The sequence below is a fragment of the Chryseobacterium sp. PvR013 genome, assembly GCF_017833095.1.
GTDB lineage: Bacteria > Bacteroidota > Bacteroidia > Flavobacteriales > Weeksellaceae > Chryseobacterium > Chryseobacterium culicis_A.
This window is the reverse complement of sequence record NZ_JAFIBT010000001.1, coordinates 5429952-5449616: the sequence shown is the minus strand read 5'-3', so window position 1 is coordinate 5449616 and position 19665 is coordinate 5429952. Positions and strand designations below refer to the sequence as shown.

Genomic DNA, 19665 nt, shown 5'->3' with positions numbered 1-19665 from the left:
CTTCTTAGGATTTTTTCTGTTGAGCATTTTTCTTTTGTGCCACTACAGGAGTTCCCGGCTGCAATCGGTCAAAACCGCTGGTGATATATTCATCTCCTGCTTTAAGCCCTTTCGATACAATAAAATTATCGCCTGCTTTTCCGTTCACTTCAATAGGAAGCATTGCGGCTTTTCCTCCCTGAATGGTAAATACAAAAACTTTATCCTGAATGGTTCTGGTAGAGGCAATAGGAAGTAAAACAACATTGCCGTAGAACTGATCCAGTATAATTTTGCCTGTATTCCCACTTCTCAAAAGGTTGTTGGGATTGTTGAATTTTGCTCTTAAAGTAATGGATCCTGTTGTTTTATTGAACTGTCCTTCTACAGCATCAATCTTTCCTGTCTCCGCATATTTTTCACCTCCTGAAAGCAATAATGAAACTGCCGGAGTATTTTTAATGACCTCATCAATACTGCTTCCCGTGTATTGTTTCTGGAAATTATTAAAATCATTTTCACTCAGGCTGAAGTAAGTATATACCTGGTGAATATCTGATAATAAGGTAATCGGTTCCTGATTTCCCGGAGTCATTAAACTTCCCAGACGATAGTTGAATCTTCCGATAAATCCGCTTACCGGAGCTTTAATGGTGGAGAAGTTCAAATTGATTTTAGCCGATTCAATGGTAGAAGTAGATTGGCTTACTGCTCCACGTGCCGCATTATAAGCCGCTTCAGCTTCTTTCACCTGAATATCTGAAACCATTTTGTTTCTAAAGAGTTCTTTTTTTCTGTCCAGATCAATTTTAGAGGTTGAAAGGTTGGCCTGAGCCGTAATCAAAGATGCCTGAGCACTTTTCAGCTGTTCACGGAAAACCTGATCTTCAATTTTGAATAATGGCTGGCCTGCTCTCACAAAATCACCTTCATCTACAAAAATTTTGCTTAAATATCCTGTTACCTGAGGTCTTATTTCCACATTGGAAACTCCTTCAATAGATGCTGCATATTCTCTGGAAACAGAAGCGTCTCCCTGTGTTACTTTTGCCACGGGTAATTCCGGTGCCTGCTGCTGATAGCCCTGGTTTTGATTATTCTTCTTACAACCCGCCAATACAATCAGCGAGAGAAAAAGTAGAGTCGATTTTTGAATAAAAAATCTTTGCATAACAATAGTCCTTTTAAATTTTCCGCACAAAAATCGAACGAAAAAAATTCAATAGGATTATTCGAAAAACCCCTTGTTTTGTCAAAAAGACTCTTTATTTTTAAAAACATGAGAAATATCACTTATAGACAATATAAATGACAGTATTCAATATTTTAAATCAAAATAGTATTCAGTTTTGGCAAAAAGACATCTTAAAACACAACCTACTGACTATCAATACAAATCATCTTTCCTATATTCCAAAGGAGATCTTCCTGTATGTTTTTTGAAAAACTTACTAAATGAAGCCTGATCAGAAAAACTTAGCTGTGATGCTACCTCATTGACATTCAGGTTGGGATTTCTCAATAACAGCCTGGCTTCTACCGCTAAAACCTGATGAATAATATCTCTTGGGGATTTGAACACTGTTTTATTAATCACCTTTGTAAGGTATTTACGGCTGATAAAAAGCTTATCGGCATAAAACTGAACATTATGTTCTTCTTTGAAATGCTCCTGAACAAGCTTAAAGAAGCTGGTGGTCAACTCGTCTTCTCTATTGGTTACAACGTGTAGTTTTTCCGTTTTTTTGAAATAATTATCAATTTCGTAGATCACCAGTGAAAAGTGATGCCAGATCATTTCATTGAAATAATAATTGTCTTTTTCCTTGTCATTCAAAACCTGAAGTTCATCGAGATGAAAATTCAGTTTTCTGTACACATCGGGTTCATTTCTGATGATGTGGGTAGGATCTGATGAAAGGCTTTTCAGGACATTATTTGACTTATAATTAAAGCCTGCGTCAGAAATAAAATTCAATGAAAAGAAAATATATTTAGCATTGTAATCTTCCGAAATTTCGTCTACCCAAAAGGTTTCCAGCATGGGGCAAAAAACAATATCCCCTTTAGAGACTTCATAACTCTTATCATCCAACCTGAACGTAACGTCTCCCTTTTGTATCATAAAAATGCAGAAATAATCTGCACGGTAAGGAATATTCGGTTGTATGATATAGTTCACCTTATCAATTTCCATCACGACAAATTCCTTGATTCTAAGATCAAATTCCACCTGCTGAAGAACTTCATCAAAAGCGAGCTGCGAAACAAAATCAGGTTTTGGCTGGGATTTTCTAGGCATTGAAAAGGTATTAGAATACGAAGATAGTGATTAAGGAGAAAGGGTAAAATAGCAATAGGCAGTAGGCAGTAGGCAGTAGGCAGTAGGCAAAATTGCTTTTTTGCTAAACAATAATAATCAGTTCTTTATCATAGCCGTTATATTTTTCATCAATATACCCATGAGGATTACAGATAACTTCTGTTTTTTCAATTTTATATCTGCATGGTGTATGAATATGCCCATGAATCCAGTACAAAGGTTGATATTCTTTGATTACATCTTCCAGATCAGATGCATAAGCAGAGGTAACGGGATCTTCTTTATAATGCTCCGGCACTGATTGGAGACTGGGAGCATGATGGGTAACGACTATATTTTTAAGTCCTTTTGAGTCTTCAAGACTTTCCTGCAGCCATTGTCGTGAAAGCTGATGAATTTTAAAGGTATCTAATGTTCTCATTTTCGAATAGGAAGGATCTCTCCTGATCATTTTATAGTCATTCATTTTAGACTGACAAAGCATTCCGTACTGAACAGGATTTCCGAATATTGAAAAATCCGTCCATAAGGTGGCCCCATGAAAACGAATTCCGTCAATGTCTACAAATGTATTTTCCAGCACATAAACATTGGAATTCACAGCCGCTTCTCTGATTTTATGGAGTGTTTTCGGATAGGAACCTTTATAGTATTCATGATTGCCCAAAACATAGATGACTGGTTTATTGGGTATTGCTTTTTTAATCCATTCAATCCCTTTGGTTCCTAAATTGACATCACCTGCCAGCACAACAATATCCGAATGGTCAAAACCTAATTCCGTACTTCCAAATTCCTGATGAAGATCGCTGATGACCTGTATTTTCATGATGTTATAGTAAAGCACAAAGGTAGTGAAGGGAAACAGAATGGCAAAAGAACAAAAAAAGAACCGACACCTAAGCACCGATTCTTTCCTCATATAGTTTGTGTATTTTTAAACTGCTTATTACGAAACAGCAACTTCTGCCTGTTTCAATTTTAAGCTTTTCAATATAAAATAGAATAACATTCCGAGCGCCAGCAGAGCGTAGCCGATCAATATCATCAGATTCAGGCTTCCTACTGAAAATTCTGAGGGAAAAATCTGGCTCATTAAAGTCATGAATGACAGTCCGATTCCTGCTCCCAGAAAGTAACTTGTAGAGCTCAAACTTGATGCCAATCCATAATTTTCCGGCTCCACATCCTGAATTCCCATTACAGAAAGCGCAGTAAAGCAAAACGTCATTCCCACTCCTGAAATACATGCAGCTCCCAGCAAAACCAATGTTAACGGGTGTCCTGCATACACAGAAATCAACAGTGACAATCCTCCTGCCAGCATAAACAACCATCCTAAAACACCCATTTGAGAAGAATTCAGGCGTTTTGATACATGAGGCAGGATAAATTTAGCTGTTAAAGCGGATATGATACTGAATGGAACAAGCATTAATCCTGCAGAGGCAGCGCTATATCCCATATCTTTCTGAAGCATCAGTGAAATAAGGAATAAAAATCCGATAAAAAACGCACCCAAAGTGAAAAACACAGCATTGGAAACGACTAAAGACTGATGTTTAAACAGTTTTAAATCCACTAACGGCTCTGCCACGGACTTTAATCGGTAATAGACCATCACCAGCAGTATTAATGACAGAACCAAAGATCCTGCTACCAGAAAAGGCTGTTCTTTAATATGAACCAATTCATGGGTTCCGTATGTAAGGCTTAACAATCCAAGTACCATTAATATTCCTGAAACCACATCTGTTTTCTGAGCGGTTTCATTTTTCTCATCTGCAGGCAGATAATAATAAGACAGCACAAGGGTTATTAAAAGAACGGGAACATTGATCAGGAAAACCCAATGCCAGCTCAGGTAAGTACTGATAATTCCTCCCACGGAAAGACCACTTCCCGAACCAATGGCAGCAAATGAACTGAAGATTCCGATAGCCCGGTTTCTCTCCTGTTCTCCTCTGAACGTATTGGTTACAATAGAAAGTGCTGACGGCATCACTAACGCAGCTCCCAGTCCCTGTAAAGCACGGAAGATGGCCAGTACCTCAAAGTTTTGAGATAATCCTGCACCTAATGAAGTCAGCATAAAAATCAGAGCTCCCAGTAAAAACATTTTTTTTCTCCCGATCTGATCTGAAAGTTTCCCTCCAATGATCAGAAATCCGCCAAAAAACAATACATAAAGGGTCTGCAACCATTGAACAGTCTCGGCTCCAATCTGAAACTGCTGCTGAATAGAAGGAATGGTTAAATTAATAATGGCAATATCCAACGCCTCTACAAATGTTCCTACCGATGCTAAAATTAATATTACATTCTTCCTTGTATCCATGTTTCAAATTTCCTGCAAAATTAAAATTAACAGAACGTATTTAAAAATTTAACCTTAAATTTGGAACAATATTAAATATTTAAAATATTTAAAAGAACAAAACACCTGAAAAACCAAGTAAAACCTATAAAAACAGAACAAAATGGCAAGTGAAAATTATATCCCTGATGAAAAAGACTTATCAATTCTTAGACTTCTTCAGAAAGACGCTAAGATGAGTGTCCGAGATATTTCGGCAAGAATCAATTTGAGTCCTACTCCTACGCATGAACGTATTAAACGTATGGAAAAACAGGGGATCATTAAAGAATATACTGCTGTAGTAGACCGTAAAAAGGTCAATAAAGAAATGATGGTGATCTGTATGATTGCCTTAAATGTCCATAATAAAAAAACAGCGGGAAAATTCATTGAGGAAGTGGGCAAACTGAAGGAAGTTGTAGAGTTTTACAATATCAGCGGAGATTTTGATTTTATGCTGAAAATCTTGGCTCCCAATATGGATGAATTTCATGAATTTTTTGTGAACAAATTATCTGAAATCGAAGGAATTGGTCAGACTAAAAGTATTTTTGTCATGAACAGCATCAAGGAAAGTAACCAGATTGTTTAACATGGGAAATAAAAAAGCAACTGCATAAAAATACAGCTGCTTTCTATTATTTTAAGACAGATTACTCTGCCTGTGTTTATTTCCAGTAATTCCAGACCGACCCATCAAATATGGCCAGTGTTTTGCTGGCTGTATCATAACAGATCATTCCCGGATAAGGATTTTTCACATTAAGATGGGGTGATGTTATTTTAGGAAGAATCATCGCTTTATTTTGAGATTCCAGCACCAAAACTCCATCAGCAGAACTTGTGGCTTCTCCCATAATTACTCCTTTCCCTGACTCAGCAGAATTGTTGACAATAACCGCATTTGAATTTCCGGCATCTGATAAAGATTTCCAGACTTCATTTTCATAGACTTTTACTTTGTTATCTGTGACATCAAAGATGAATGTTCCGTTTGCCAAAGATCCTGTGGGAAATCCTGAGGTAGCGGGAAGAATTAAGCCTTTTGTATTCCCTGATACGTTATCAAAGTCTAACACCGTACTGTTTCCGTCTATCACCTGTTTGCCAATAGCTACCTGAGCAAAAAACGAGTTAAAAATAACCAAAGCTATTACTATCCCTATATTTTTTATATTTTTTATATTTTTCATACAATCTATTTATCGGTTTAATCATTACAGCTTCTTTGTACACATTTCCATTCGGTCCCGTTATAAAGCTTTACACATTTATCCTGAATATCATACAGGAGCATTCCTTCTTTCGGTTCTGCGATGGCATCTCCAGGCTGTGGTGTCTGGCTTACGTGCTGAACTCTGGTAATGACAAAACCCTTGTTTTTTGATTCCATAGCCAAAAATCCATTCGGTACATTTTCCGGCCATGCTTTATTTTTCTGCTGTATGGTAATTCCGAATTTAGTAAATCCATCTGGTGTACCGGAAATTCCGGGTTTTGTACAAAATCCGTCAATCTCATCAATAATCATAGGAGCATTTCCACAACTTGTTTTATCTTCTGACAACCCTTCTGGCCAAAGAGAAGGACACATTGCTTTTGTTGCATTGGGTCCACAGAAACTGGAATTTCCCATTCCTAATCCTGTTACAGATCCCATCACAATAGCTACGATCTGACTGTCATCACTGATAATGGAAGCTCCACCTCCACCACTTACATCTGCTTTTGCAATACAGTACGCTCTGCCAGTAGGAATACCTACATATTCAACAGAAGGATATGTGTTGGACTGCTGGGTAAATGTTCCACAAATTTCTACCACACTGCTTGTTCCCATTTCAATAACAGAAGTTGTTCCGGGATAAAAGCCACCAAAGGTTGGATCTTCCTGAATCACTGATCCTACAAGCGATAGAAAGGATTTGGTTCCCAGTTTAATTTTTGAATTTTTCTGAGATCCGAAAGTTCCTACTTTCACAGTTCCTGTAGACTGAACACTTGCTCCGTCAGCAATTTCCAATACTCCATCAACCTGAATACTATTGGAATGCAGCTGCCCCGATTGTATCATAAGAGTTGCTCCGTTCGGAATACTGATATTGGTACTTACATTAAGATTTCCGTTAAGACAATACGTATTTCCACTGGTCATCGCCTGCCCTGTATAAGGAATACACTGAGCATAAGCCACAGCGCTAAAAGCAAGCATTAATAAAAAAATCATTTTTTTATTAATATTTAAAAAAAATAGGTTATTCATATACATTTATAATACTTTAACAAATTATTACTGTTTTAATAATAAAAATTTAAACTTTCAACATCATCGACCGACTAACAACAATTAACATACCAAACAACTGTTTAATTTTTTCAGATGGATATGATATTTAACCAGCACACTCCATTTCCAGCACTATCAGAAAACGCTTATAAATGTTACACCCAACAAATTGTACACTTTAAATGCTATTTACATTCAACAGAATTATTTTATATATTTTAAATTTAAAATAGTGTATTCCTTGTATGTTTAATAAGAGGTATTCTTTATTCTTTATTCTTTATTCTTTATTCTTTATTCTTTATTCTTTATTCTTTATTCTTTATTCTTTATTCTTTATTCTTTATTCTTTATTCAAAACACAATACATTTCAAATCTTCCTTTTTTTAAACTGAATACAACAATAGATAATCTGAATAGCAGACCTCCATGAAAATTCACATTAAAAACCGTAAATTTGCAGCATGAATAACGATACGATATGTGCACTGGCTACTGCCAATGGAATAGGTGCTTTGGGCATCATCCGAGTTTCAGGAAATGAGGCTTTATCTGTAGTTCAGAAAAGTTTTCCGGCAAAACAACTGGAAAAACAGAAATCCCACACCATTCATTACGGTTATTTTATGGATGAGGAGGAAGCTATTGATGAGGTAATGCTGTCAATCTTCCTGGCTCCAAAAAGTTTCACCACTGAAAATTCTGTGGAGATTGCTTTTCACGGTTCCCCGCATATCGGAAAACGTATTCTTGAAACGCTGATCAAAAACGGAGCGAGAATGGCCAAGGCTGGAGAATTTACCCTTCGTGCCTTTATCAATGGAAGAATTGACCTTTCCCAGGCGGAAGCTATTGCTGATGTGATTGCTTCTGATAATGAAGCTTCCAGAAAAGTAGCCATCAATCAACTGAAAGGAGGAATCACCAATGAGATTTCCTTATTAAGAACTGATCTTCTGAATTTTGTTTCCCTGATTGAGCTGGAACTGGATTTTGCTGAAGAAGATGTAGAGTTTGCAGACAGAAGTGCATTGAGTGGATTATTGGATAAAATTGAATTAAAATTAAATTCTCTGATTGAGAGTTTCCAATATGGAAATGCCATTAAAAACGGAACCGCTGTAGCCATCATCGGAAAACCCAATGCCGGAAAATCTACGCTGCTGAACTCTCTTTTGAAGGAAGAAAGAGCGATTGTAAGTAATATTGCAGGAACAACAAGAGATACCATTGAGGAAATTCTTCATATTAAAGGACATGCTTTCCGATTGATCGATACCGCAGGACTTCGTGAAACGGTGGATGAAATTGAAGCTATCGGAGTAAAAAAAGCAAAAGAAAAGGTAGAAAACGCCAATATCCTTGTGTATCTGGCCGATGCTGCTACGGAAGATTTTTCGGAAGATATTGAAATGATCCAATCCCTATTGAGAGAAGATCTGAAGCTGATTATCTGCGCAACAAAAATTGATGAAGTTACTCCTACTAAATACGAAACAGTAGAAGATATTTTCAGAAATGCCATTTCCCACGAATTTGATTTCATTAAAATCTCAGCAGTTGAAAATCAAAATATTCAGGATCTGAAGAATGAACTTTCATCGTATGTTGAGCAGTTAAAGTCTGAAGAAAATAATGTTGTTATTACCAACCAACGTCATTTCGAAGCCTTAAGAAAGTCTCTGGATGCCGCTCATAAGGTAAAAGAAGCTATTTCTTTCCAGATCTCTACAGAATTACTGGCGTATGAGCTTAGAAACGCCTTGGAACATCTTGGAGAAATTTCCGGAGAAGTGACGAATGATGAAGTGCTGGGGAATATTTTTTCTAAGTTTTGTATCGGAAAGTAGGCTATGTTTTAGATTGTATATAGATTACAATTACAATAATACGAAAACCCTTTAAATATAATATTTAAGGGATTTTTTATTTATTTTCTATTTTATTTCAAAATTTAATATTGCATAATATATACATTCTATTTGTTTCTATTCCGTTTCTATGAATTTGATTTGGAATAAAATTTGTAATTTCATCGTTAAAAAATGTTACATTTTGAAACAATGAGAAACATGGGGAAACAATGTGAAACATTTTTAGGGAGAATTTAGACATTATGGAAGTCAATAAAATTTGCCAATTCTGCGGAAATAGGTTTGTAGCTAAAAAGACTACAACAAAATGCTGTTCCGATTACGCAGAGATTTTAAAAGCTTTAATACCTCAATACATATATGAATACACTGGCTTAATACCTAAAATAGAAGAGGAAAAATGGAAAAAGCATGATTTTCAGATTGATTATAAAAAGCGATTAGAATTACATCCCGAATGGTATACTTATAGCGGTTTTTAAGGTGTTTTAATGACGTTTTTTATCGAAACTATGTAACTATTTATTGTGTAACCTGAAAAAAACAGCCTTATTTGGGTCTTAATTTGTGTTGTTATCTATTGTTAAAAGCGCTTATTAAATTGAAAAAAATTCAAAACCATATTTTTGCCTATATCATATCTAATCTGAGTAGTAATAGGAGTAGGTATATAGATAGATTATGTAGAAAGGTATATGGAGTTAGGCTTTTCTCTTTATGTTGCTGATTTTGCTTTAACTCCCTTCCAGTAAGGGTTAAAAGGGACTTTTGAATATTCTATTGTTTATAAATCTGTGCATGAGACGATAGTCGTTTTTAAGCGATTTTATAGATTTGTAGGATTAATTGTAAAGCAAAAAGAAAGAGGTCAATTTGATCAGGAATACGATTAATAGTATCACTTTTGCAAGCTTGTATCCTGTATTAGAAAAAAATAATACTAAAACTATAAACGCAAAACCCATCACAATTGCGATGGGTTATTTGCTATTAGTTAGATCATCATCTGTACTTATTTAAGAATCTCATTGAAAGACATGATAAAATTATTTAGGGTTAAAAAGATGGACAACTTCTTTTGTTTCTTTCTCTGCTAAAACAGGGGGATCAAATATTACATCTCGAATAATTTTCTTTTTGATAGTATCAAAAAGCGTTTCGCCCTTTATATACTGATTTTTATTATCATGGGTAAAAGTATATACAGCATATGGTTCTCCTGTTTTACTGTAAAAAATCCAAGGTCCCCTTTTTAAATATAAATTTTTACCTTTATAAAAATCTACTTCTCCCTCACTTGCTATTTTACCATTATTAAAATAGATTGTTGAAGTAAAATGATTAGGTGCTTTATGTAAATAAGAGTAGCTACTTACCTTTTGATTTGGATAATATTTATAAATTTTAACAACAGTGCCATTATGATAAATATACTTACTATCTAATTTAGCACTTTTATCAAATACTTCAGAACTTACTAATCTTCCTTTACTGAATGTTGCTTTTGTATCATTCTCATTAGTTTTAATCCATTCAACATAATTTTCTTTTTTACATGACTGTAGCAAAAGAACAATCATCCAAACCGTAAAACTTAAGTTCTTCATATTATTTTTGTTTAGTTTTTATTACACTATCAACTTTTGCCCTTACATATGGATTTGAAACTTCGTCATAATTATTTCCTGTATGCCAGTTCTGATATATATTTCCAGTTTTAGGTACTTTAAATTGCATAATAGTATCTTTATCATCAAGTGGTACCGTAGCATTAATAATTGTATCTTTATTAACAGGTTGCACTCTTCCACCTAAAAAAGTATATGCTAAATCTCCTAACGCCATTATATCAACTCTGTAAGCCATAAGATCTTTCCAGTCATTTCCTCTGCTTAAACTATTAACCATTCCTCCCATAAAACCATCCAAGCTAACAATTTTATCAATATCCCCTCTAAAAAAAGGATTAGTATAGTTTAAAGGACCAGCACCTCCTAAATTTGTATAAAAGTTACCTCCTTCATTTCCTAAATGAGAGAGATACCTAGTAAGATCAAAAGCACCTTGACCTTTTATATACATTCCTCCAGGTGTTGTTGTTGCTCCATAGGAAGTATTACCGTTTGTATCGGTATAAGTTCCGTCCGCATTTAATGTATACTTGACATCACCTGTAGTCTGATCTGTAACTTCACCTGTTTGTGCAACACCATATACATTTGCATAATTTGCATCCAATGCTTCTTGTACAGTATTAATTTTAGCATTATACGTCAATGTATGTTGCCCATTTATGATCTGATGTATCCAACCTAATCCTTCTCTACCATCAGGATCTATAAAATTAATAGGGTTACTGAAAGCATAATTATAGGTGCTATGTCTTGTCATCTTTTCAGCCAATGGATCTATTACTCCCCATCTACCAAGGTCACTCATATACATTCTGGCTCCAAAATCACTCCATCCTGTTTCCTGTAGTTCCTTTCCTCCGAATTTATAGTTATAATAGCTTCCAAAGTTTGAACTAGAAGATCCTCCAATATGGTTTAATCCAAATGGATAATAATTATTGGTGTCTATAGTTTCCAGTACTCCAGCATTATTTTTAGCAAAAGTTATCCTTACATTTCCTAAATGATCCTTGTAGTTGTAAATATAGCGGTTTTCTACGAAACTGTAAAATCCTTCTGAGGTAGGTACAAATTCTAATTTCCACTGAGCTATAGGAAGAATCGGTGGCTTTTTGGAGTAAGCCTGTACTTCAAATGCATTCTCTGTTTTACATGTCAAGCATATACCTCCGTTGTCTTCAAATGAGTAGTGGAAATCATCCAGATAGTCTGTCATACGATTAGTAGGAAGTCCCATATAAAACTGCTGTGAAACTGTTTTGCGAAGCTTTACTCCATCAGCTCGGTACAGATGTGATATTCCTGTATTGATAGGTCTGTCCATATAATCAAAACTCTGAATCGAAATAGCATTAGGCAGACTAAGGTGATTGTAAGCTATGGATTGAATCCCTTTATCTTTCATATCAGTCATACTCCCATTAAGATCATAAGCAATGATATTGTTTCCTCCTTCGTATCCTGAGTTGTTAGGTGAACTTTCTATCACCTGATTCAGACGGTTTCCAGTGTATTTATATTCAAGATCATCTACCTGAGTGGCTGTAGCTCCCGATACAGGGTAAGCATTTCTTTTCAGGGTCATGATATTTCCGTTCATATCATAAGTCAGGCTTTCATTGAAGTTATTATTATACGGATTGGTAGCCCCAGGTTCTGTATAAATACCATCTTTCAGCCTGTTAAGTGGATCATAAGTATAAGAATATCTTTTCAAAACATCTTCTGAAGCGTTTTTCCAGTCTACCTCTGCAATATTTCCATTATACCTTCCTGGAGCTAAATTGGTGTATTGAGGGTTAGTATACCTGATTTCATATCCAAAGAGTTTTCCGTTTAAAGAAGCTGGATCGTTGATTTTGGTGAGCCAGCCTCTGATATTATACTTGTAATCTATAGATTGTAATGGATTGGCAAGATCTACTCCTCCTACTTTTTTATTAGTAACCTGAGAAATTTCATTATACGTGTTTTGAGTTAAAATTTCTATTGGATTACTATCTACCTGGTGCTTGTGTACTAATAACCTGTTCTGGTTATCATAATCAAAAGTTTCTGTAATGACTCTTTCTGTATCAGTATCTAATCGTTTATGCTTTGTTACAGTCTGCTTTGTAATACCTGCAAAATCCAGCTTGGATTCTGTATGGGTATATCCTCCCAAATGATTAATGGAATGATTTCCAATCACTCTTCCTTTCTTATCATAATAGCTATAATTCTTAGTCCAGCTGTCATCTTCAATGTTTTTTACAAGACTGAGCACGGGAAGACCTTTAGTACTTCTTCCGTCAGCTGTAGGGCTGGAGGTAAGAACTGGTTCTCCCTCAATACCTGAAGGAAATGCAGGATTAAAACTATAGTCAGGATAGGTGTCATAATAATTAACACTTAATATCTGGCTAACATTGGAAGGGGTGGAAAGCTTGGTATAGTATACAGCCATGCCATTTAAGGTAAATCCAGGTGTAGTAGTTCTGGTTTCATATAAATTAGCATTGATGTTAGTGCTGTTTTGCATTGATGTCCTGCTGGCAGGATTATTTGTGATTCCTGTGTAAATGACTCTTCCAAATTGATCATGTTTAGTGAAAAGCCATTGTCCTTTTCCTTTAAGAACCGTATCCTGGGTCAGGATAAGTTGATCAGCTTGATTGTACACCATATATTCCAAGCCTTTGCCAGGAACTTTTTTTTCTACCAGGCGGTTTCTGCTATCATATTTATACTGGTAACATAAATCATTAAGTACAGATTTGGGATTAGTCTCTATTGAAGCTTTAGGAGGAATGACAAATGCCAGCTGATCATATTCATTGTAGAGATAATACGTATCTGCATTCTCTGTAGCACTGATTACTTTTCTTACCAATAAGACCTGCCCTTTACCATTTTTAAATTCTATGGTTTTATTGTCATCTTCATCGGTAACTGTATTTTTATACAATTTGGACTCTTCATACATTGTAATGTTACTGATCTCTGATAATGTGGCATTATCGATCCAGCTTGTAGTAACAGTAAACTTTTTTACCTTATCTAATGTAGAATTGACATCATATCCGAACTTTACAGATTTTCCATTCCAATCATTACCTACTTGTTTCTGCTCCAAAACTCGGTCTAAAGGGGACTTTTCTATTTCTTTTTCAGAGTAGATTTTTTCATTGCCATAAGGACTACTGGAGAGATTGCTTAAAGGATTGGGAGTAATAGCTCCGTTTAAAGTGCTACCCTGAGGAACTGGAAGATAGTCTTTAACCTGTCTTCCAAACGGATCATATTCAATAGGAGTAACCACATCTTTTCCTAATGGCGATGCTTTTATATTGACTATTTGTTTTGGTCTTCCCAGACCATCAAAATACTGGACAGTTTCCAGAGACTTTGTAGCGGTAGTACCATTATAATCCAGATATGTTTTACTCTGGATATAGTTTTCCGTATTGGGAAGCGTCGTAAGCTGTGCTTGCAGAGTACTTGTGATAAGCAAAGCACTTATGGGGATTATTATTTTTTTCATTGTGTTTAGTTTTTATAGTTATACTTCATTTCCTTTACAGTCTGTCCATTGGCATCTACTACTTTCTGAAGTCTTCCCGCAGAATCATAGATGTAATTTTCCCTGATTCCTGATGGAGGGGTAATACTTCTTATTCCAATCAAAGAATCATAGGTATAAGTGGTGATTTGATAGTTTGACAGAGAGTTTCTAAAGGTATTCAGCACTGATAAAAATGCGGACTCATCATTATTAGCCACAGCAGAAGCATCTGTATTGGAAGCATTAACAATAGAATCAATCAGCGACTGCGAAATATCTGTTAGTTTGGCACCTTCTATCTTGGCTAGTGGCTGAGTCTTTTTATAACCCCAGATAATAGATGTTGTTACTCCATTCTTATCTGTATACTGCGTTAGGTTTCCTCTGGAATCATACTGATCATATGTAATTTCAGTCGTGGTAGTTCCTACAAGATCTGCTACTACAATAGAACTTGCATATAAATGAGAAGGATTATCATATTTTATTTCATGCTTACTGATGGTTTTACCATTTTTCTTCACTTCAGTTTCTACTGGCTCACTGATAATATTAGCAAAGATCAGTTTATTGATTTGTTTGTCTGTCGGATATTTATAGTTAACCTCCATTAATTCATTATCAGGGTATTGTATATTCTTATTAGTCAAGAAACACAGGCTGTTAAATGCATTATTTTCCATCGAACTTACTGTAGTGTTATTTATATAGTCTTTTACTGTTGAATCATTCATAAATACATAATCCCCAGTAAACTTGCTAACCTCATAGCTGATCTGGCTGACTTCAGAGTTTTCTGCAAGGAATACATCTTTTGAACCAACACCCAAAGAATAAACAGTAGCAGGAGTAAATCCAGATGGGTTGATCTGATAATGGTTATCTGTTTCTTTTAAAAGTATTCCGTTATTATCTTTCTCTTTGATATTTAGAATCAATCCTCTTAGGTAACTTTTGTCTGGATGATGAATAGTAGGAGCAGACCATGTATCAAATTTTGAGAAATATGGAGAAAAATACAGTGGATCAAGAGTAAATCCTCCATTACTTGCACCTGCATATTTCCATGTTTTTCCTACTTTGACATCATCAGGATGAGTGGAGAATGCACTTAATGTATATTCTTTTTTACCTTTTCCGTCGGTCTCAGCTACCACTCTTGAATACCTGATCATATCATCTGTGTACATGTATTTTGGACTAGAGTATATAACCATATATCGGCTTCTGTTACCATTATTTTCATTTACTGTGATCTTCTGAATTTCAGACAGTCTTCCAGCTCCATTATTATTGAAGGATGCAGCTACTTGTAGAAGTTCTGGATGAATTTCTCCACTGGTCTGTCCATTGGGAAGGAGGTACTTATAAGCCGTAGTAATTGGTTGGGATTGGCTATTTTCTTTTTTAATGATATTCTTAATACGAAGTCCACCAGTTTTATTGTTGGTAATGTATGTTTCTCCACCCGTATTAAAGTCGTTAAGTTCATATTCGTATGATATACTCCCTTTTGTAGGATAAATAATCTTGGTCAGTATTCCTGCTTTTGATCTGGCATCAGAAGGTCTTCTATTTGCACCAGTGTAATTCCAGCCATAGGATGCGCTTATAACTTCAGGAACCAATGTCATAGCAGTATTATCATTGAAGTATCCCCAGAAATCCTGCTGAAACGCATTGCGTGAAGGAAGGTTCTCGGTCATGTTATATTCAAAATCTGTCGAAGCAATCTGATCATTTGACGTTCCGATAGATCTAAGAGTTCCAAGCTTTAGTCTTTTACATTTGTAATCATTGCATGATCCCGTAAAATAAGACTGAACGAATTCCATTTTTGAGATTCTATTATTACTAAAGTCATATTTTTCTACCGATGACAGACTTTTCCTTTTGCTGTTTCCATTCTGGCTTTGGTCAATATCCTGTCTTTCAAGACCATTGTAAAAAAGACTGATCTTATTTTGATCTGACGTGGTTATTGCAGAAATTCTTTTCGGTGACTTGAGCCTAAAGTCTGTGTTTCTAGGGACTTCACGTTCTGTAAAGCCTGGATCTCCTGAAAATATAAAATAGTTTGGTGGACTTGCTGTATAGCCACCTCCAGGAAAGAATTTTTGCTTTATAAATGATTTTTCATTATAAATGAGATCAGGTAAGGTTTCATAGGCATAGTTCATATAATCTCCACTTACACCTTCCATTTTGCTTACATACCATTTAGAAGTATATTCATTTGCGTCAATCCCTTCATTTCTGTCAGGTGTATTGAGCCCCCAGCTGTCATCATGCTCTGGAGTAGTTTCCGTTTCAGTGTATAGTCTTTCTATATATTCGGGAGTATTAGGAAGTGTATAAACTATCCCTTCGGGGGTGGTGATCAACCATTTGTTGTCTGTGGAACCAAAAGGTGCTTTTATTTTTAATCCTGGGATATGAGGTATGGTAACAGGATTCCTGTCTCCATCAAAAACAAATTTTCCTGAATATTTTCCTACCTTAAAGTAAAATTCATCAGGTTCACCATCAACATTAAGAATCTGCCAACCTACACCAAGCATGGCTGCCAAATCAGATATCAGGTATCCATCTGAGATATTGGGCGCAGGTCCAACAGCAGGCTGAGCAAGAAGTGAACGGAATTTATCGACATTAACACCATTTTTAATATTTATGGCAAGACCTTGCAATGCACCGCCAAGTGATTGATTATTATAAGGTTTTTCAGCCATAATGAAAGTCCCGTTGTAAGGGGTTGCAAAAATTTTAGGATTCCAGTTGGCATAATCCAGCCAGCCGTTAATACTTTTCTGTTTATTGGGCATGGAAGTACTTATAGTACCCGCAACTCCTACTGAAGCATTGGTATATATGGTAATATCATCAGGAAAACCATTGACTTTACGGCTAATGTATCCACCAGCTTCAATTTCCCATCCAAGACCAGCATCTGAAGCAATATCATTCACTCTTATTCCTTTACCTTTATCATATATTAAGGATATGTTTTCACTTAGTGATTTTGTTGATAGATCAGCAATGGCTATTGAAGGTCTTACAATTCCTGTGCTCAAATCAACCTGCTGATCAGAAATTTTGAATTGAGTTAGTCCGCTGGTTTCTGGTTTGTTTACACTAGGTCTGTTAGCATTCATGGTTTGCACATCAAGCCAGTAGGTCTGTGCATTAAATGAGACAGTGCTTGCAGATAAAAATGATAATATTAATGCAATTTTTATTTTTTCTTTCTTCATCGTGTTATTTCTTAATTAGTTTGGCATTGGCTGATTTACCCGTATCAGTTTTGATGGTCACCAGATACGCACCCTGAATCAGTGCCTGGGTATTTAGCTTGGTAACTCTGTTTTTCGTTGTAATATTTTGTAGCTGTCTTCCAGACATATCATATAACAGGATATCTGCATTTTTGAAGTCATTAAATCCTATTTCCACATAAGCATAGTCAGATACAGGGTTTGGATAGATTTTGATATCATATTTTTCAATCAAATCATTTACCTGCTTATCTGCAAGCTTTACAATCTTCCAGTTCTCTTTCCCTAATTCTTCTGCACTTGTTCCAGCCAGAACAATGGAACCATCTCTGTTTAGTTTTAAGTCAGACAATCTCTCTTCTTTCTTTCTGGATTTTCCTTTTACATGTTTTCTCCACTGCTCATTTCCATTTTGATCAAGATATAGCATCCAGAAAGTTTCATCATCAGTCTGTATTCTTCCTTCAGCCTGAGTATAGCCCCCTAATAGAATTCCTTTGGAAGATTTGTCATCTGCTAAATGAAGCACACTCATTCCCATCAGAATATCACGGTTTTTGAAATTGTAAGATTTTTGCCACTGCTCATCACCTCTTTCGTTTAAAGAAATTAGCCATAGGTCTGTGCCTTCTTCGATACCTACTGTTTTGTTCCCTGATCTTTCTGATCTTGATTCTCCACCGACAATAAAGCCATTTGAAGTTAAGGCTAATGTTCTGATATGATCATCATCTTTTCCTCCAAAGTTCTTTTCCCATTCTATTTTTCCGTCCTTTGAAAGCTTAACGATCCAATAGTCACCTTCACCATAATTTTCTGTCTTCTTTGTCCCACTTATAGAACTTCTTGAATAAATTCCAAGTAGCATCCCTCCATCACGGGTAGGGATCATCTCTTCTACTTCATCTAAACCACGTCCTCCTAATGTGTGTTCAGATAGTATTTTTCCATCTTTATCAAGTCTTATAATCCAGACGTCTTTAGAACCATAACCTTTAGAGGAATTCTGTACATTCCCAGCAACAAAGAATCCCTGATCTGTAGTTTGGATAACTGCTTTAGCTTCTTCATTTGAAGATGTACCTAATGTTTTCTGCCACAATTCGTCCCCAAATTCATTGATGCGGATTAACCAAATGTCTGAACCTCCCTTTGAGTCATCCTTTTTATCCAAACCTTTACCTGAATATGAGGTGCCAGAAATAAGAAAACCACCATCCTGGGTAGTGACAGTTGAAGATAAATAGTCGTGATTGTTTCCTGAAAAATATTTTTCAAAAACCTGCTCTCCCTGCTGGTTTAATTTGATCAGGTGAAAGTCATAACCGTTATTTTGCTTACTTCCAGCTCTTATTGGCTGTATAGAGCTTCCTGTGATCAGATACTGCCCGTCAATAGTTGTAGTTATCTGGCTTAAAAAATCCTGCGAACTTGATTTTATGTCTTTTTGCCATATCACACTCTGAGAGTACAATACTGCGGTAATGCAAAGAGTTAATGCACTAAAGTAGAGTTTCTTCATACTTGTGTTTAATTTTGGGTTGTTAATTACTTATTTTAAGTAGTTGTAAAAATATTGCTTTTAAATCTCGTTAGAAACATTTATGCGTTAACTGAATATGAAAGTTATCACTTTTCAGCGTTTTGTATCTGTTCTAAATTAACTTATGACAAAGGTATATCCCAAAAGCGACATAACTTGACGTGTTATAATAAGTTTTGAAGTATTTAGTATTTTTCTTTCTTGAAATACTTTTTCATTGCATTGATTGTGGATCTCAAACCTTTCATAAAGTAATAAGCACAACTGATGTACAAAATAAGTATTGAAGCCATCATCAAAATAAGCCATACATCATCCCAAATATTGTATGGCTTAAATTTAATTGCTGGAAAACAACTTGTTTGCACCTGTAATTGTACTATCATTTTGCGTTATTAAATGGGTTTTTCCCCTCACGCATAAAAACTGTTCCCATTTTTTGATACTGAACAGGTTGCTGTTTTACGCACACTGTATAAATTCCACTTCCAAAACCGTTTTGCGCTCTGATTATGATTACCTCTTTTTCATCAACTCCATTGTCAATGGCAACAAATTTCTTTAATCTGTTATTTTTGATTGGCTCTTTGAAGTCTTTTGGTAAATCACATTCTTTAAGGAAGTGGAAGACCTTTTAAATAGTCTTTCGGATTCTTATTATGGTGAGTATGATTCAGACGAAGATTTTGCCCAGACTACTTTAGAACAGGAGGGTTCAATTCCTGAAAACTTGCCCTTTTACATCTGTATTGATTGGGAGGCAACAGCCAGACATTTAATGTATGATTATATGAGTTCTAATGGGTATTATTTCCGAAACTAATTACAATACTAATCTTTGCACCT

14 protein-coding genes are annotated in these 19665 nt (G+C 35.6%); 4 read left to right on the top strand and 10 right to left on the bottom strand.

Annotation, left to right across the window (positions count from 1 at the left end; genetic code table 11):
- Positions 1-4: 4 nt before the first annotated feature.
- The 4 genes from JOE44_RS24725 to JOE44_RS24710 form a co-directional block, all read right to left on the bottom strand.
- Positions 5-1150 carry an efflux RND transporter periplasmic adaptor subunit gene (locus tag JOE44_RS24725; protein ID WP_209788893.1) on the bottom strand — a complete coding sequence of 382 codons (1146 nt, stop codon included), beginning with the start codon at positions 1148-1150 and terminating at the stop codon, positions 5-7.
- Between the two features lie 216 nt (positions 1151-1366).
- Positions 1367-2281 (bottom strand): AraC family transcriptional regulator, encoded by a 915-nt coding sequence (locus tag JOE44_RS24720; RefSeq protein WP_209788891.1) that lies wholly within the window; start codon positions 2279-2281, stop codon positions 1367-1369.
- A gap of 103 nt (positions 2282-2384) precedes the next feature.
- Positions 2385-3131 (bottom strand): metallophosphoesterase, encoded by a 747-nt coding sequence (locus tag JOE44_RS24715; protein ID WP_209788889.1) that lies wholly within the window; start codon positions 3129-3131, stop codon positions 2385-2387.
- A 120-nt stretch (positions 3132-3251) separates the two neighbouring features.
- Positions 3252-4640 carry an MFS transporter gene (locus JOE44_RS24710; RefSeq protein WP_209788887.1) on the bottom strand — a complete coding sequence of 463 codons (1389 nt, stop codon included), beginning with the start codon at positions 4638-4640 and terminating at the stop codon, positions 3252-3254.
- A 142-nt stretch (positions 4641-4782) separates the two neighbouring features.
- On the opposite strand from JOE44_RS24710, the gene JOE44_RS24705 reads away from it, so the two are divergent.
- Positions 4783-5253, top strand: a complete 471-nt coding sequence (locus JOE44_RS24705; protein WP_209788884.1) for an Lrp/AsnC family transcriptional regulator — start codon at positions 4783-4785, stop codon at positions 5251-5253.
- Positions 5254-5329: 76 nt separating this feature from the next.
- Here JOE44_RS24705 and JOE44_RS24700 read toward each other — a convergent pair whose 3' ends face one another.
- Entirely contained in the window at positions 5330-5854 is a 525-nt protein-coding gene (locus JOE44_RS24700) for a hypothetical protein (RefSeq protein ID WP_209788881.1), read from the bottom strand.
- Between the two features lie 17 nt (positions 5855-5871).
- A complete protein-coding gene (locus JOE44_RS24695; RefSeq protein ID WP_209788878.1) occupies positions 5872-6888 on the bottom strand; it encodes a hypothetical protein in 1017 nt (338 codons plus the stop codon).
- 525 nt (positions 6889-7413) lie between these two features.
- On the opposite strand from JOE44_RS24695, the gene mnmE reads away from it, so the two are divergent.
- Complete coding sequence (gene mnmE, locus JOE44_RS24690; protein WP_209788875.1) at positions 7414-8799, top strand: tRNA uridine-5-carboxymethylaminomethyl(34) synthesis GTPase MnmE; 1386 nt, start codon at positions 7414-7416, stop codon at positions 8797-8799.
- 266 nt (positions 8800-9065) lie between these two features.
- Positions 9066-9305 carry a hypothetical protein gene (locus JOE44_RS24685; RefSeq protein ID WP_209788872.1) on the top strand — a complete coding sequence of 80 codons (240 nt, stop codon included), beginning with the start codon at positions 9066-9068 and terminating at the stop codon, positions 9303-9305.
- Positions 9306-9869: 564 nt separating this feature from the next.
- Here JOE44_RS24685 and JOE44_RS24680 read toward each other — a convergent pair.
- From JOE44_RS24680 to JOE44_RS24665, 4 genes are read right to left on the bottom strand one after another with little or no spacing between them, the layout of a single operon-like run.
- Positions 9870-10430 carry a hypothetical protein gene (locus JOE44_RS24680; protein ID WP_209788868.1) on the bottom strand — a complete coding sequence of 187 codons (561 nt, stop codon included), beginning with the start codon at positions 10428-10430 and terminating at the stop codon, positions 9870-9872.
- Position 10431: 1 nt separating this feature from the next.
- On the bottom strand, positions 10432-13980 hold the full coding sequence (locus JOE44_RS24675; RefSeq protein WP_209788856.1) for a DUF6443 domain-containing protein: 3549 nt from the start codon (positions 13978-13980) through the stop codon (positions 10432-10434).
- Between the two features lie 5 nt (positions 13981-13985).
- A complete protein-coding gene (locus JOE44_RS24670) occupies positions 13986-17255 on the bottom strand; it encodes an RHS repeat protein (RefSeq protein ID WP_209788853.1) in 3270 nt (1089 codons plus the stop codon).
- A gap of 4 nt (positions 17256-17259) precedes the next feature.
- Positions 17260-18798 (bottom strand): T9SS type A sorting domain-containing protein, encoded by a 1539-nt coding sequence (locus JOE44_RS24665; RefSeq protein WP_209788850.1) that lies wholly within the window; start codon positions 18796-18798, stop codon positions 17260-17262.
- A 643-nt stretch (positions 18799-19441) separates the two neighbouring features.
- Between JOE44_RS24665 and JOE44_RS24660 the strand changes: the two genes are divergently transcribed.
- On the top strand, positions 19442-19642 hold the full coding sequence (locus tag JOE44_RS24660; RefSeq protein WP_348635064.1) for a hypothetical protein: 201 nt from the start codon (positions 19442-19444) through the stop codon (positions 19640-19642).
- Positions 19643-19665: the final 23 nt, after the last annotated feature.